The sequence below is a fragment of the Flavobacterium flavipigmentatum genome, from assembly GCF_020911905.1.
GTDB lineage: Bacteria > Bacteroidota > Bacteroidia > Flavobacteriales > Flavobacteriaceae > Flavobacterium > Flavobacterium flavipigmentatum.
This window is the reverse complement of sequence record NZ_CP087133.1, coordinates 3,804,751-3,820,215: the sequence shown is the minus strand read 5'-3', so window position 1 is coordinate 3,820,215 and position 15,465 is coordinate 3,804,751. Positions and strand designations below refer to the sequence as shown.

At 35.5% G+C, this 15,465-nt stretch carries 12 protein-coding genes; 10 read left to right on the top strand and 2 right to left on the bottom strand.

Annotation, left to right across the window (positions count from 1 at the left end):
* Positions 1-51: 51 nt before the first annotated feature.
* The 4 genes from LNP22_RS16255 to LNP22_RS16240 all read left to right on the top strand — a co-directional run bounded on the left by LNP22_RS16255 (position 52) and on the right by LNP22_RS16240 (position 9,489).
* Positions 52-5,565 carry a glycosyl hydrolase family 18 protein gene (locus LNP22_RS16255; RefSeq protein ID WP_229974399.1) on the top strand — a complete coding sequence of 1,838 codons (5,514 nt, stop codon included), beginning with the start codon at positions 52-54 and terminating at the stop codon, positions 5,563-5,565.
* A 478-nt stretch (positions 5,566-6,043) separates the two neighbouring features.
* Positions 6,044-6,742 (top strand): DUF3592 domain-containing protein, encoded by a 699-nt coding sequence (locus LNP22_RS16250; RefSeq protein WP_229974398.1) that lies wholly within the window; start codon positions 6,044-6,046, stop codon positions 6,740-6,742.
* Between the two features lie 184 nt (positions 6,743-6,926).
* Positions 6,927-7,700, top strand: coding sequence for a TlpA family protein disulfide reductase (locus tag LNP22_RS16245; RefSeq protein ID WP_229974397.1), 774 nt, complete (start codon positions 6,927-6,929; stop codon positions 7,698-7,700).
* A gap of 169 nt (positions 7,701-7,869) precedes the next feature.
* Positions 7,870-9,489, top strand: a complete 1,620-nt coding sequence (locus tag LNP22_RS16240) for an ABC-F family ATP-binding cassette domain-containing protein (protein ID WP_229974396.1) — start codon at positions 7,870-7,872, stop codon at positions 9,487-9,489.
* A 44-nt stretch (positions 9,490-9,533) separates the two neighbouring features.
* Here LNP22_RS16240 and LNP22_RS16235 read toward each other — a convergent pair whose 3' ends face one another.
* Together LNP22_RS16235 and LNP22_RS16230 are read right to left on the bottom strand one after the other, a co-directional pair.
* The gene (locus tag LNP22_RS16235) at positions 9,534-9,707 is read right to left on the bottom strand and encodes a hypothetical protein (protein WP_229974395.1); all 174 of its coding nucleotides are present in this window, start codon (positions 9,705-9,707) and stop codon (positions 9,534-9,536) included.
* A 158-nt stretch (positions 9,708-9,865) separates the two neighbouring features.
* Positions 9,866-10,273: a hypothetical protein gene (locus LNP22_RS16230; protein ID WP_229974394.1), complete on the bottom strand. Its 408-nt coding sequence runs from the start codon at positions 10,271-10,273 to the stop codon at positions 9,866-9,868.
* Between the two features lie 645 nt (positions 10,274-10,918).
* On the opposite strand from LNP22_RS16230, the gene pyrR reads away from it, so the two are divergent.
* The 6 genes from pyrR to LNP22_RS16200 all read left to right on the top strand — a co-directional run bounded on the left by pyrR (position 10,919) and on the right by LNP22_RS16200 (position 15,352).
* Positions 10,919-11,458 carry a bifunctional pyr operon transcriptional regulator/uracil phosphoribosyltransferase PyrR gene (pyrR, locus tag LNP22_RS16225; RefSeq protein WP_007805230.1) on the top strand — a complete coding sequence of 180 codons (540 nt, stop codon included), beginning with the start codon at positions 10,919-10,921 and terminating at the stop codon, positions 11,456-11,458.
* Between the two features lie 93 nt (positions 11,459-11,551).
* Complete coding sequence (locus tag LNP22_RS16220) at positions 11,552-12,478, top strand: aspartate carbamoyltransferase catalytic subunit (RefSeq protein WP_229974393.1); 927 nt, start codon at positions 11,552-11,554, stop codon at positions 12,476-12,478.
* Positions 12,479-12,602: 124 nt separating this feature from the next.
* Positions 12,603-12,935, top strand: coding sequence for a ribonuclease Z (locus tag LNP22_RS16215; RefSeq protein ID WP_229974392.1), 333 nt, complete (start codon positions 12,603-12,605; stop codon positions 12,933-12,935).
* Between the two features lie 113 nt (positions 12,936-13,048).
* Positions 13,049-13,954, top strand: coding sequence for a ribonuclease Z (locus LNP22_RS16210; RefSeq protein WP_229974391.1), 906 nt, complete (start codon positions 13,049-13,051; stop codon positions 13,952-13,954).
* Between the two features lie 89 nt (positions 13,955-14,043).
* Positions 14,044-14,688, top strand: a complete 645-nt coding sequence (gene pdxH / locus LNP22_RS16205) for a pyridoxamine 5'-phosphate oxidase (protein WP_229974390.1) — start codon at positions 14,044-14,046, stop codon at positions 14,686-14,688.
* 217 nt (positions 14,689-14,905) lie between these two features.
* Positions 14,906-15,352, top strand: a complete 447-nt coding sequence (locus LNP22_RS16200; RefSeq protein ID WP_346432342.1) for a CAP domain-containing protein — start codon at positions 14,906-14,908, stop codon at positions 15,350-15,352.
* Positions 15,353-15,465: the final 113 nt, after the last annotated feature.

The following is a 15,465-nucleotide window of genomic DNA, read 5'->3' as shown; positions in this document are numbered from 1 at the left end:
GCATTTAGGATATCCTATTTTGAATTTTCTATTAACCAATATTTATTAATTATGAAACATTATTACAGCTTACTTTTTTTATTACTGTTTCCCTTACTCGTGTTGGCGCAACCAGCCCACGGTAAAAAGGTAGTGGGATACTACGCGCAATGGTCGATTTATGCCCGGGATTTTAATATTCCTAAAATTGATGGTAGCAAATTGACACATTTGAATTATTCTTTTTATGGGACGACTTTTGATCCTGCCCAGCCACAGAACACCAAACTAAAATGTTTGGATACTTATGCCGATTTTGAGCACACAGAAGGTGGAATTCCCTGGGATGCTCCCGTAAAAGGGAATTTTTATGACTTGAAAAAGTTAAAAGAAAAGTACCCGCATTTAAAAATTTTAATTTCTGTCGGAGGATGGACCAAAGGTCAGGATCTTTCTCCTATTGCTGCAAGTCCTGTCGCAAGAGCCGCTTTGGCTACAGATATGGCAAACTTTATAACAACCTATCCTTTTATCGATGGGTTTGACATTGACTGGGAATATCCTCTTTCTGGAGGAACCGATGGTACCGAGGTAATCAATGGAACTCCAATTCCTCCACAAAAGTACAGCCCAGATGACAACAAAAATTTAGTGTATTTATTAAAAGCAATGCGTCTTGCAATGCCTAATAAATTGGTTACCATTGCTGCTGGAAACAATGTTCGAAAAGTAGGTGCGCAATATCTAGGTCCAAACAACAGATCACAATACGGAATGACAGAAGATATTTCCACGTATTGCGATTATATCACTTATTTTGGATATGATCTTGGGGGTAACTGGTATGATAAAACATGTTACAATGCGCCTTTGTATGCAAGTGGCAATACCAATGATCCATTATATGGAGCAACACAATCAGAGTCATTGGATGAATTAACGAATCAATTTTTAAATGTTGTGGGTTTTCCTGCGAATAAACTAATCATGGGATTGCCTTTCTACGGCAAAAAATTTGATAACGTTGCTAATAACGGTACTAATCCTAACCTTCCAGGATTGTTTGTTAGTGCACCAAGATATTCAGTTCCGGGATGTACCAATCCACAAAATCCTACAGGTACTTGGGATGGTCCGGCCGCTTGTGAAAAATCGGGCAGTATCGAAATCTGTGATTTGGTCGGGAATCCGGTTACCAACCCGCATCCTTACTTAGATCCCAATACTATGTTGGTTACGCCAACGGCTGCAGCTGCAGGCTGGGTTCGTTATTTTGATAATACAACAAAAGTACCTTATTTGTATAATGCCACTTTGAAACAGTTTATCAGTTATGAAGATAAACAATCAATGGATTTGAAAGTGCAATATATTAAATCAAAAAATTTGGCAGGAGGAATGATTTGGGAGCTGTCTCAGGACACAAGAGGAGCAATTCCAAACGCATTACTCAATCAGGTAGATACTTCTTTCGGAAGCATTTTGCCAGGAAGTGTAAGTATAGCCGGTACTGTAAAAAACGGAACAGCTTTAGTTCCAGATGTGACAGTAGAGTTGCGCGATGCAAGCAATACTGTTTTAAGTACGGTGATTGCTACAACAGGTAATTTTTCTTTTAATAATTTGGCTTTAGGGCAAAATTATTCGCTTACAGCATCAAAAGCAACTTACACTTTTACACCTGTTACTTTAACAAATGTAACAACCAATCAGACTGCGGTAGTAATTCAGGGAACGCAGCCTTTATACACTGTTAGCGGAACTGTTTTAGACGGTACAACCCCAGTTTCTGGTGTGACGGTTTCTGCCACTTCAGGAACAACAGTTCTAACTGCGGTTTCAAATGCCAGCGGAGTTTATACTATTGGAGGTTTAACAGCTGGGTTAAATTTTACCGTTACAGCTGCAAAATCAGGGTTTTCATATATGCCTGCTTCAACAGTTTATACCGCAATTGATACCAATAAAACATTAAATTTTACGCAAGGTGCGGCAGTTGTAAATTACACGGTAAGCGGAACAATTTTAAACAACACTACTCCGGTTTCGGGCGTGACCGTTACAGCAGCTTCTACAAGCGGAAATTTTACGGCCGTTACCAATGCAAGCGGTATGTATTCACTTAGTTTACCTTCCGGAAGCAATTATACAGTGACTGCTGCCTTATCTGGTCAGACATATACACCAGCTTCAACTGTTTACAGTAATTTAAATGCCAATAAAACATTAAACTTCTCTCAAGATGTTGTGGTAATTGGCGGCAATAAAATTAGCGGAACGGTAAAAAACGGAACAACTCCGGTACCTGGTGCAAAAGTAGAATTGGTGTTACCTTGGACAGATAATGCACATGGCTGGAAAAGTGTTTTTGCCATTACAGATGCACAGGGAAAATATAGTTTTAGTAATGATATTTTAAGTGGCTACAATACAGTTTTAAGTTTAAAATTGAACGCTTGGGAAAATGGAGATGTCGTTTATTTGCCATCCAATCTGACTAACTTTCCGATTCCTGCAACGGCAACAATTTATGATTTTAATACGAATGTAGTAGTTACGCCAACTTATTTCAGCGTAAGCGGAACTGTTTTAAACGGAACAACTCCAGTTTCTGCTGCAACAATTTCAGCAGTTTCCGGTGCAACCACTCTTACAGCTGTTTCAGATGCAGCGGGTAATTACACTGTAGCAAATTTGGTTTCAGGATCTGATTATACCGTTACAATCACTAAAACGGGCTTGACATTTACTCCAGCTTCAACAGTTTATACAGCTATTAATTCTAACAAAACGTTAAGCTTTACTCAAACAGTTGTTAATCCAGTTTATTACACCGTAAGCGGAACTGTCTTAAACGGAACAACTCCAGTTTCTGGCGTAATGGTTTCAGCAACTTCGGGGACTACAACTTTAACAGCTGTTTCAGATGCAGCGGGTAATTATACTGTAGCAAATTTGGTTTCAGGATCTAATTATACAGTAACGGCTGCAAAATCTGGACTAACATTTACTCCTGCTTCAACGGTTTACAATGCCATTAGTGCAAACAAAACCTTAAGTTTTACGCAAAATGTAGTAACGCCTGTTTATTACACTGTAAGCGGAACGGCTAAAAATGGTACAACGGCAGTTGCTGGTGTAACGGTTTCAGCAACTTCTGGAACTACAACGCTTACCGCAGTTTCTGATGCCAGCGGAAATTATATTTTGTCTAATTTAATTGCAGGATCAGATTATATTGTAACCGCTTCAAAAACGGGTTTAAGTTTTAGTCCGTCATCTATTATTTATACGGCTATTGCTTCTAGTAAGACTCTAAACTTCACGCAAAATGTTGCCAATGGGTATTTAATTAGCGGGACTGTTAAGAATGGAACAGCTCCAGTAGCTGGAATAAAAGTAGATTTGATTTTACCTTATACCGATGATACTCACGGATGGGTCAACTTATCAACTTTGTCAGATGCCCAAGGAAATTATCATTTCGAAAATGCTGCCATTAATGGTTATAAGACTTTTTTAAGTCTAAAGATTAATGCTTGGGAAAATCAAGATGTTACTTATTTACCATCTTATCCACAAACAAATCTTCCAACTGCACCACAAGTATTTAATTTTAATACTCAAAGTGTAGTTGCGACTAAACCAGTGGTTACCATTACTGCACCAACAACTTCAGCGATTGCTATAAATTTAGGAAGTGCAGTTAATTTTGCAGCAAGTGTTGGATTAACTGCCAGCGATGCCACTACAATTTCGTCGGTTGTATTTAGTTTAGATGGACAAAGTTTGAGTGCTACCAATTCTTCGGGAACTTATACAGCTATTTGGACACCAGCTGCAAATCAGTTTTCGCTTAGCCATACGTTAACGGTTACGGCTACTGCATCAAACGGAACAACAGATTCAAAAACGTATAGTTTTACATTAAATTGCTCAGGTGCAAATTGTCCTAATTCATTGCCTGTAATTACTTGGAATACTCCATCAAATACTACTGTAAACCAAAGTTCTTTTCAGGTAGTGCCAATTTCAGTTACAGCTGTTGATAGTGACGGATCAGTTTCGGGGGTAACTATCACAATCAACGGAGGTACTTTTAATATGGCTGCGGGAGCAAACAATACGTATACGTATAATTTTACACCATCTGCTTATCAGGATTATCCAGTTGTAATAAAAGCAACTGATAACAAATCTGGCGTAACTACTTTAAACAATACCATTAAAATAGCTCCGATAAACAATAATAGGTTTATTCCACTTCCTTCAAAGATAATTTTAGGATATGCCCACTCTTGGGAAAACGCTTCTGCTCCATTTTTATATTTTTCTCAAATGGTGGGAAGCAAGTTTAACGTGGTTGATTATTCTTTCGTAGAAACAGTGAATCGTGATGGTTATACACCAGTACTAACTACAAATGACACCAGATATTTGACTAATGGTGTTTTCAATAAACAGTTGTTGAAAAATGATATAAAATCCTTAAGAGATAGTGGTGTTCCCGTTATTGTCTCTATTGGAGGTCAAAATGGCCATGTTGTTTTAGATAATGTAGCTCAAAAAAATATTTTTGTTAATGGCCTAAAAGCAATTATTGACGAGTATCAATTTGATGGAGTTGATATAGATTTTGAAGGCGGATCGATGAATTTTAGTGCAGGAGGTTTAAGAGATATTTCTTATACGGGTATTTCTGCTTATCCAAGATTAAAAAACGTGGTGGATGCTTTCAAAGAATTAAAAGCGCACTATGGTCCTGGATTTTTATTAACTGCAGCTCCGGAAACACAATACGTACAAGGAGGATATTCTACCTATAATGATACTTTTGGTTCCTTTCTGCCAATTATTCAAAACTTACGTAATGAATTGGATTTGTTAGCCGTACAATTGTATAATACAGGTGGAGAAAACGGATTAGATGGTCAATACTATGGTTCAGCTAAGAGAGCAAATATGGTGACCGCCCTAACTGATATGCTTGTAAAAGGGTATAACATTGGTACAACTGGAATGCGTTTTGATGGTTTACCACCTTCAAAAATCCTTATAGGATTACCCGCTTGTCCAAGTGCAGCAGGTAGTGGTTTTATTACTTCGGCCGAAGGAATTAGTGCTTTGCATTATTTAAGAACAGGAACCACATTTTCAGGAAGAACGTACACGATGCAACCCGGAGGCCCTTATCCAGATTTGAGAGGTTTAATGACTTGGTCCGTAAACTGGGATGCTTCTTCTTGTGGTAATTCGTCTGAATTATCTAAGGCGTATGCCGCTTATTTTGCATCACAATCGGGGAATAAAATATTCTCTGCGGCTAAAATTGAACCACAAAGCACAAGTACTGTTACCTATTTCAATAATGATGTTTTAACAGTGAAAAATGATGCTGAAGAAATTGCTCAGGTGTCTGTTTTCAACAGTATTGGGCAAATATTAGTGAGTTATGATAACGTTCAGAGCAATAAAGAAATCTACCTGCAAAACAGAAATTTCTCTACCAAACAATTGTTCATCGTCATTGTAACTGATAAATCAGGAAACAAACATTCATTCAAGGTGATGAACTTTTTAAACTAAGTTTCAAAACCAAAAAATGTAAAAATTAGAAGTACAAAAATCGAAAAGGTTAATTTTGAGTTTGGTTATTTATTTTTTAATCTGATTTTTATATTTCGAATAAATGCATCGAATTTAGGCGATTTGTTATTTGGTTTTCGCCTAAACCAGAGCATTATGAACCTGGCAATTTACGTTGCCAGGTTTTTTTATGGTTTAAAATGTAATCCAGTAAATTATTTTTTTTTAGGAGCTATTTCCTGCTATCCGCTTGTATCTTTTTCCGGCTAAAAGGAGCCAGAAAAAGGATACCGCTGCTATCAGGGCTAAGGCATCTGGTTTCATAAGACATTATATTTTTACATAAAAAAGAGAATAAAAAAAAGCTCCTGGAATCTGCTTAAAACTGCAAAATATTCGTGAAATAAAATAATCATACTCTTTTAAATAGTTTTTTAATTTAAAGTGTATTTTGCACCAAATTTGATCCACCCCAAATATGAAAACCTTTACTTTTTTTAAATATGCTTCCGCTATAGTTGGTTTTGCTTTAGTAATAGCAGCTATTTATTTCTTTCTTGAAAAATTCTCTTTTATAAAAACAGCAGTCGATGCACAGGGTACTGTTATAGAGTTGCGTGAGGTAAAGTCTAGCAAATCATCAACATACAGTCCGGTGGTAGTGTTTTATACAAAATACGAAAAAAAAATAGAGTTTGCTTCGAATGTAAGCAGCGATCCTCCTAGTTATGACATAGACGAAAGCGTAGCCGTCTTGTACGATCCGACAAATCCTAATAAGGCATTTATCAATGATTTTAGCTCTTTATATTTAGGTTCATTAGCTTTAGGCGTAATAGGAATGGCTTTCGCTTTGGTAGGTTTTTTGGGTCTTAGATCAGATCGTTTAAAAAGAAAAAAAATAAATTTTTTACAGCAAAGTGGCAAAAGTATTATGACAAAATTTATTGATGTAAAGCTTAATTTAAGTTTAGCAGTAAACGATAGCCATCCTTATCTAATTTGCAGTCAATGGTTGGATTCAAGAACTAATGAAATATATCTTTTTGAAAGCGAGGATATTTGGTTCGACCCGACAGATTTTATACAAACAGAAGAAATAACAGTCATAATTGATCCAGAAGATCCAACCACGTATTCTATGGATATTTCTTTCTTGCCAAAAAAGAAGAATTAAATTTTCATAAGAAAAAGTGATTAGAAGAGAGAAGACAAGGCGAAAAATCAAATAGCAATTTGCCTACTTTGTGAAGATCCTTCCTCCGTCAGGATGACAAGATTATAAATAAAAAATCTGCTAGATCTGCCAAATCTGCATGAAAAAATAAGTACTTTTGAGTCCAATATTTGTATCAACTTTCATGAAGAATTTAATCATTATAATAGTCACATTTCTAATTTCAATTGCCGGTTTTAGTCAAAATAAATTTGGAAATCCTGAAGTTGATCCTATTCAAATTCAGCAAAAATACGCTGATTGGTGGCCGTATCAAAGCAAAAAGATTATGCTTTCGAGAGATTTTACAGCATTAGATGCAGATTCAAAAGAAATTTCAAAAGAATCTTTTTTAAATGAATTGGTAAACGCAAACTACATCCCAATCCGATTAGAATCAGACGATTCTATTTTTTATTACAAATTATTCAAAATCTTGCCCGATTCTGATACTAGTATAAAAGCAACCATCAATCAGGAAGCTTTTGATGCGTACAAAAATTTTAAAATGGAAGGTACTCCTTTTCCAAAATTCTCTTTTACCGATTTAGATGGAAATTTAGTTTCTAACGAAACAATGAAGGGCAAAATAATCGTTATTAAATGCTGGTACATTCATTGCGCTGCCTGTATCAAAGAATTTCCTGAGGTAAATGCTTTGGCGGCAAAATACAAAGACCGAAAAGATATTGTTTTTTTGAGCCTCGCAGAAGATACACCAGAACAATTAAAAACGTTTTTGGCAAGAAAGCCGCTGTCATATTCTGTAATTCCAAACATGAAAATTTATATGAATGAAACCTTGCAATTGAATGCTTTTCCAACGCATTTCATCCTTAATAAAGAAGGCGTAATTGCTAAAGTTTTGCCCAATTATAAGAGTTTAGAAGTGGCTTTGGAGAAAGAAAGTAAGTTGTAAACGGTTAGAGGTTAAAAGTCAGAAGTTATATGTTCTTGTATTTGGGCATAATAAGATATTTTACTTTTCACTTTTGCATCTTACGATTTAAAAAACTTAGCGCCTTTGTATCTTTGCAACTCTGAACCTTTTTCCTTACTTTTGCACAAAATTAATTAAAAAGACATTCATGTTAACAGTCAATAATTTATCAGTTCAATTTGGCAAACGTATCTTGTTTGACGAAGTAAATACAACTTTCACTCACGGAAATATTTACGGCGTTATTGGAGCCAATGGTGCTGGAAAATCTACTTTTCTTAAAATTATTTCGGGCGATATTGACCCAACTTCCGGACATATTCATTTAGAACCAGGAAAACGTATGTCAGTTTTAAACCAAAATCACAACATGTTCGATGAGCATACGGTTTTGGAAACCGTTTTGATGGGAAATAAAGTTTTGTACGCTGTTAAAAAAGAAATGGATGAACTTTATTTAGACTACAACGACAAAAACGCTGATAGAATAGGGGAACTTCAGGTTCAGTTTGAAGAAATGAACGGATGGAATGCAGATTCTGATGCCGCTTCGATGTTGTCTAACTTAGGGATTAACGAAGAGCACCATTATACTTTAATGGGTGATTTGGAGGGGAAAATAAAAGTTCGTGTGCTTTTGGCGCAAGCCCTTTTTGGAAACCCGGATTTGCTTATTATGGATGAGCCTACCAACGATTTGGATTTTGAAACCATCGCCTGGTTAGAAAATTTCCTTGCCAATTACGAGAATACTGTAATCGTAGTATCTCACGATCGTCACTTTTTAGATTCGGTTTGTACACATATTTCGGATATTGATTTTGGAAAAATAAATCACTACTCAGGTAACTATACTTTCTGGTACGAGTCGAGCCAATTGGCCGCAAAACAACGTGCGCAGCAAAACAAAAAAGCAGAAGAAAAGAAACAGGAATTAGAAGAATTTATTCGTCGATTTAGTGCCAACGTTGCAAAATCGAAACAAGCTACTTCTCGTAAAAAAATGATTTCTAAATTAAATATTTCAGATATCAAACCGTCAAGCCGTCGTTATCCTGCGATTATTTTTGATCAGGATCGCGAAGCAGGTGATCAGATTTTAAATGTTGAAAATTTAGCTGCTTCTGTAGAAGGCGACCTTTTGTTTAAAGGCGTTAATTTGAATATGGCAAAAGGCGACAAAATTGTTCTTTTTTCTAAAGATTCACGCGCCACTACCGCTTTCTACGAGATCTTAAACAATCAGCAAAAAGCAGACGCAGGAATTTTTGATTGGGGAATTACCACTAACCAAGCCTATTTGCCTGCTGAGAATCATTCTTTCTTCGAAAACGATTTGAGCCTTGTAGATTGGTTACGTCAATACGCAAAAACTGAAGAAGAACGCGATGAGGTTTTTATTAGAGGATTTTTAGGTAAAATGATTTTTTCTGGAGAAGAAGCTCTAAAAACAAGCCGAGTTCTATCAGGAGGAGAAAAAGTACGTTGCATGTTGTCGAGAATGATGATGGAGCGCGCCAATATCCTGATGCTTGACGAACCAACAAATCACCTTGATTTGGAGTCGATTACGGCATTTAATAACTCATTAAAAAACTTCAAAGGTTCTGTGATTTTTACCACTCATGATCATGAGTTTGCACAAACTGTAGGTAATAGAGTAGTAGAATTGACGCCAAACGGAGCAATTGATCGCTACATGACATTTGACGAATATCTGGATGATGAAAAAGTTCAGGAATTAAGAGTAAAGATGTACACCAAATAAAACTTCAAAATCCCGTTACCTGAGTAGCGGGATTTTTTTATGTCTTATTTTCTGCCAAATAGTTTTGCAAAAGCAAAAATAATTATTGCAATTACAACCACTACAATAAATATTCCGAATCCCATTCCGGCTTTAAAAATATCTCCTATAATTTCGCAACTTGTAAATGAAAACAGTATTACGAATACCATTAACAAACGTGTAATGTTTTTTTGCATGATTTTGCTTTTTTTTAATTATTTCAAAAAAGAATTTCTCCTTCTAATTATCGAACGATAAAATTAATTGAAACGACAAAAAAATAGTTTATATAATTTTTGAGAAAAGTTCTAATATTTGGAGATTTTACTAGATTTCAATTAGCAGGTAAGATCAATTAAGGTTCTTGATAAGGAGTTTGTATTGTTTTTATTTCTAAAAATACAATCCCTGATATGACTATTATTTCTCCTAAAAAGTAAACGATACCCAAAACTGAAATACTTTGGTAATAATAGAATATGATTCCAAATGTTACAACACAATACAGGACGTTAGCAATGCAGATTGTTTTTAAATACGGTTTCCAAATGTTAGTGATTAGAAAAAAACAAGTAATAGAATAAAATGCAAATACCAATGCCAGCAAAGAAAGATATTCGAAAATGGTTTTTGATAGACCAAAATAAGGGCTCAAAGTTCTAAGAACAAAGAAAAGTAATGCAACAGTAAGTAATGCACCAAAACCGTCTATGAGAAATATATTTTTAGGGTTTTTTAGAAACTTTCTAGTACTTTCTTTCATTTTGAGTTTGCCTCTTATTTATAATTAGTCATTTGTTTTCAGTATTTAAAAAAATGGTAATTAATACCTTTTTTTTATGGATGATTTTGATTTGTTTTTAAGAAATCATGGAGCATTATTATCTGCCTGTATTTGTTTTATGAAGCCTAAAATGTTGATAGGGAGGTTTTCCGGAACTTTGTCCAGAGCCTTATTGCTCTCTTTTTTAATTTCCATAGTAGTCATAATTCAAAAATAGTAATTTTATTTTAAAATATTTTTCAAATATAAGACTCATAAATAGTTATTTAAGTCTCTCAAGGTTCTAAAAACAGCAATTTTGGGGTTAAAAGCTCCGTCGATGACGTCCGGAACCTAAAGTTTTAGGTTCTGGACGTAAAACTTTAGGTTGCAGACGTCAAATTATACGTCTATGGACGTCAAATTTGGGGTTCTGGACGTCAAAAATGAGGTTCTAGACGTCAAATTTGGGGTTGCGAACCCAAACGTTGGGCTTCGCAACCCCATCGACGGGGCTTTTAACCTAAAAAAACTTGTTTGAGAATCTAAAACCCGTTGCCGACCAAAAAAAATATTCCCTCCCCAACACCGCAACAAATAAAATCTGATTTCGTATATTTGCCCAACCAAACATCACACTTAATTATGAGCCAAAAAGTATTACTTAATTCAAAAGAAGTTACTATCATACTCCATCGTTTGGCTTGTCAGTTGATCGAAAAACATCTTGATTTCTCTGATACTATCTTAGTTGGAATCCAGCCAAGAGGCGTTTTTTTAGCCGAACGTCTAAAACAAATATTAGAAAACGAATACCAAACTCCCGAGATTTCTTTGGGATATCTTGACATCACTTTTTTTAGAGATGACTTTCGCCGAACAGATAAACCGCTTGAAGCCAATAAAACACAAATCAATTTTATAGTCGAAAATAAAAAAGTCATTTTTATCGATGATGTTTTGTTTACCGGACGCAGTATCCGTTCTGCCTTAACCGCTATTCAGTCTTTTGGGAGACCTTCAGAAATCGAATTGCTAGTGTTAATCGACAGACGTTTTAGTAGAAATCTGCCAATTCAGCCCGATTATCGTGGTCGTCAGGTAGATGCTATTAATAATGAAAAAGTAAAAGTAAGCTGGAAAGAAAATGAAGGCGAAGACGTGGTTTACCTCGTTACAAATTAAAAAGTTTAATCGCTTAATCGGTTAATCGTTTTATGGTTTAACCGCAAGCCAAACGATTAAACAATTCAACAAATAAACCTATAAACACACACAATGAAAGAATTAAGCGTAAATCACTTATTAGGAATTAAATACATCAACGAGAATGATATTAACCTAATTTTTGAAACGGCCGATCATTTTAAAGAAGTCATTAACAGACCCATTAAAAAAGTTCCTTCATTACGAGATATTACCATTGCCAACATTTTTTTCGAAAACAGTACTAGAACCAAACTTTCTTTCGAATTAGCACAGAAACGTTTGTCTGCAGATGTAATTAGTTTTTCGGCAGCGCAGTCGTCTGTCAAAAAAGGCGAAACACTTATAGATACTGTAAACAATATCCTGTCTATGAAAGTAGATATGGTAGTCATGCGCCACTCCAATCCCGGAGCGGCTTATTTTTTGTCTAAAAATGTCAAAGCAAGTATCGTAAATGCTGGCGATGGTGCGCATGAACACCCAACGCAGGCTCTGTTGGACAGTTATTCTATTAGAGAAAAATTGGGTGACGTAGCCGGGAAAAAAGTCGTTATTGTAGGCGATATTCTGCACTCAAGAGTGGCATTGTCTAATATTTATGCGTTGCAGATGCAAGGTGCAGAAGTAAAAGTATGCGGGCCAAAAACCCTGATTCCGAGATACATTGAGTCGCTTGGTGTTACGGTCGAGCCGAATTTACGCAAAGCGCTTGAATGGTGTGATGTAGCCAATATGCTTCGCGTTCAGAATGAGCGTATGGATGTGAATTTTTTCCCATCAACACGCGAATACGCACAACAATATGGTGTAGACAAACCCTTATTAGATTCACTTGGAAAACAAATTGTCATTATGCACCCAGGACCTATAAACAGAGGCGTAGAGATAACTTCTGAGGTGGCCGATTCTGCACATTCTGTAATTTTAAACCAGGTCGAGAACGGTGTAGCGATAAGAATGGCCGTGATTTATCTTTTGGCTTCTAAGATTCAGTAAAATTAAAGTTTCAGGTTTCAGTCCTTGGAACGTTCAGCATGTTAAACCTGAAAATAAAACTAAAAAAAACTTTGTATCTTAGCTTTCAAAAATGGAGAGTTGATATAAGCCTAGAAATATAAATATGAAAGTAGATCAAAAAGGACATACCGTTACGATTAAAGATACGCAGGGAGATATTAATTCTTTCTTAGAAAAAGTGATGCAGCAATTTAAAACTTTTGAAAAACAAAATATCGTCATCGATTTAACGCCTTATTCTAGTTTGCCGGAAGCTGATGTTAAGTTGTTCCTGCCACTTTCGAAGCAACACAAAAAAGCTAAAAAATCTTTTGTAGTAGTCGTTGCTGATTTTGATTTTAACTCTGTTTCTGACAAACTAACTGTAGTGCCTTCGCTTCTTGAAGCGCACGACATCATCGAAATGGAAGAAATTGAAAGAGATTTGGGGTTTTAGAAATTGGTTAATTGTTTAACTGTTTAATGGGTTAATCGTTTCGCTGTTTAATCAATTTTATGATGAAACAATTACCATTCTTACGATTAAACAATTAAACTAATCAATAAAAATTGAAACTAACCATACTTGGCTGTTATGCCGCTACTCCCAGAACAATTACCAATCCGACTTCTCAGGTTTTAGAAATAAAAAACAGGTTGTTTTTAATCGATTGTGGTGAGGGAACTCAGGTGCAATTGCGCAAAAATAAAATCAAGTTTTCTAAAATCAATCATATTTTTATTTCGCATTTGCACGGCGATCACTTTTTTGGATTAATCGGTACCATTTCGACTTTTGCACTTTTAGGAAGAACTACCGACCTGCATATTTACGGGCCAAAAGGAGTGAAGGAAATTATTATGCTACAATTGAAATTATCAAATTCCTGGACTACTTATGAGCTGTTTTTTCATGAATTAGAATCGAACGAAAGCCAAATTATTTTCGAAGACAGTAAAGTCGTTGTCAAAACTATTCCGCTCAAACACCGCGTTTATACTAATGGCTTTTTGTTTGAAGAAAAATTGGGCGAAAGAAAACTAAATGTTGATGCTGTGCAACACTATGACATTCATACGGCGTATTATCAAAAAATAAAAAATGGTGGCGATATCACGCTCGAAGACGGAACCGTAATCGAAAACGAAAAAGTATCATTCGATCCAATTCCGCCACTGAGTTATGCATTTTGTTCAGACACCGCTTATCACGAAGCCATACTTCCAATCATAAAAAACGTAGATGTTTTATATCACGAAGCTACTTTCTTGCAATCAGAAGAAGCTTTGGCTCAGAAGACATTGCATTCGACAGCAATAGAAGCCGCCACAATTGCCTTGAAAGCAAACGCAAAACAACTTGTTTTAGGACATTATTCGACCAGATACGAAGGTATAGAACGTTTTAAAGAAGAGGCCAAAACAATTTTTCCGAACGTGCTTTTGGCAGATGACGGCAGCAGTTTTGAATTTTAGTTGAAAGTACTACTATGTAAAAAGTAAAAAGTAAAATGTAAAAGGTTAAAAATCAAAAATCAAAAATCATCAATTTAAAATCTAAACTCATGAACGATTTAAGTAATTATAGAAAATCATACGAAAAAAGCGAATTGTTAGAGGCCAATATTCCGGAGGACCCTATTAATTTGTTTAACAGATGGTTTCACGAAGTAGAAGATTTTGACGGAAGCGGAGAAGTAAATGCAATGACTGTTTCGACCATTGGTTTAGACGGTTTTCCTAAATCAAGGGTTGTTTTATTGAAGAAATTTTCTGAAGAAGGATTTATTTTTTACACCAATTATAATTCGGAAAAAGGAAAAGCGATGGCTCAGAATCCCAATGTTTGTCTGTCTTTTTTCTGGCCGGAAATGGAGCGTCAGGTGATTATAAAAGGGATCGCCCAGAAGACTTCTGAAAATATCTCTGATGGCTATTTTGACTCTCGTCCCGAAGGCAGCAAATTGGGCGCTGTTGTTTCGAACCAAAGTGAGGTCATTCCGTCCAGAACTTTTTTAGAAGATAATCTGAAACAATTAGAAAAGGATTACGAAGGAAAAGCAATCCCTCGACCTGAAAATTGGGGAGGCTATTTGGTGACGCCTTTGCAGGTAGAATTTTGGCAGGGAAGAGCCAATAGATTACACGACAGAATCCGATATACGAGTCAGTCTGATTTCTCCTGGAGTATTGATAGGCTCGCTCCTTAAAAGTAAGAAAATTATATTGTGTAATATAAAAAAAGTGTATTTCATCGATTTTTTTTGGTAGTTTAACGATAAATGAAGTATTTTTATTTCAAGAAAATAAACAATTTGTCAAATATAGTTAAAGAGTTTGCCCCACAATCTACTTAAACTTAAACTACTCTTAGTTATGAAAAGTATTATGCGTTCTGTAGTGTTTATAATTTTAATAACGTCGGTATTGTCGTGCTCCAAAGACTCGCCAGAGGTTACTGAAACAAATACAACGGCAGGGTTAGTAACAAATTATACTTATAATAATGATGAGTTGGAAGTAATGCAATTGATAAATAATTATCGTCTAAGTATTGGATTAAGAAAATTAGAAATAGTAAATCATATTTCTTATAAATCAGCGGAGCATGATTTGTATATGATCGCCAACAATGTTGTCAATCATAATGGTTTTGAAGATAGGTCAGAGAATATTGTTAGTGTTCTAGGAGCTAGTAAAGTAGGAGAAAATGTTGCCTACAACTACAAAACTTCCGCAGACGTGGTCAAGGGGTGGTTAGAGAGTCCTGGCCATAAGGAAAATATAGAAGGTGATTATACGCATTTTGGCATTGCTGTAAAGTTAGACAGTAATGGCAGAAAATATTATACTAATATTTTTGCTAAGATCTAAAAGAAAATTGGACTGGTTTATTTTTTGGTTGTCGTTGTGACTTAGGTTGCAACGACTTTTTTTGTTCGAAAAAATACTATCCGGAATAAAACAATTACCCACCCAAAAGTTGT

Excerpts from the sequence above, each read along its gene's own strand:
- LNP22_RS16245 (WP_229974397.1), top strand. The coding sequence starts at position 6,927 with ATGAAGAATTTAATCATTATAATAGTCACATTTCTAATTTCAATTGCC.
- pyrR (WP_007805230.1), top strand. The coding sequence starts at position 10,919 with ATGAGCCAAAAAGTATTACTTAATTCAAAAGAAGTTACTATCATACTC.
- LNP22_RS16240 (WP_229974396.1), top strand. The coding sequence starts at position 7,870 with ATGTTAACAGTCAATAATTTATCAGTTCAATTTGGCAAACGTATCTTG.
- pdxH (WP_229974390.1), top strand. The coding sequence starts at position 14,044 with ATGAACGATTTAAGTAATTATAGAAAATCATACGAAAAAAGCGAATTG.
- LNP22_RS16255 (WP_229974399.1), top strand. The coding sequence starts at position 52 with ATGAAACATTATTACAGCTTACTTTTTTTATTACTGTTTCCCTTACTC.
- LNP22_RS16220 (WP_229974393.1), top strand. The coding sequence starts at position 11,552 with ATGAAAGAATTAAGCGTAAATCACTTATTAGGAATTAAATACATCAAC.
- LNP22_RS16235 (WP_229974395.1), bottom strand. The coding sequence starts at position 9,707 with ATGCAAAAAAACATTACACGTTTGTTAATGGTATTCGTAATACTGTTT.
- LNP22_RS16250 (WP_229974398.1), top strand. The coding sequence starts at position 6,044 with ATGAAAACCTTTACTTTTTTTAAATATGCTTCCGCTATAGTTGGTTTT.
- LNP22_RS16215 (WP_229974392.1), top strand. The coding sequence starts at position 12,603 with ATGAAAGTAGATCAAAAAGGACATACCGTTACGATTAAAGATACGCAG.
- LNP22_RS16230 (WP_229974394.1), bottom strand. The coding sequence starts at position 10,273 with ATGAAAGAAAGTACTAGAAAGTTTCTAAAAAACCCTAAAAATATATTT.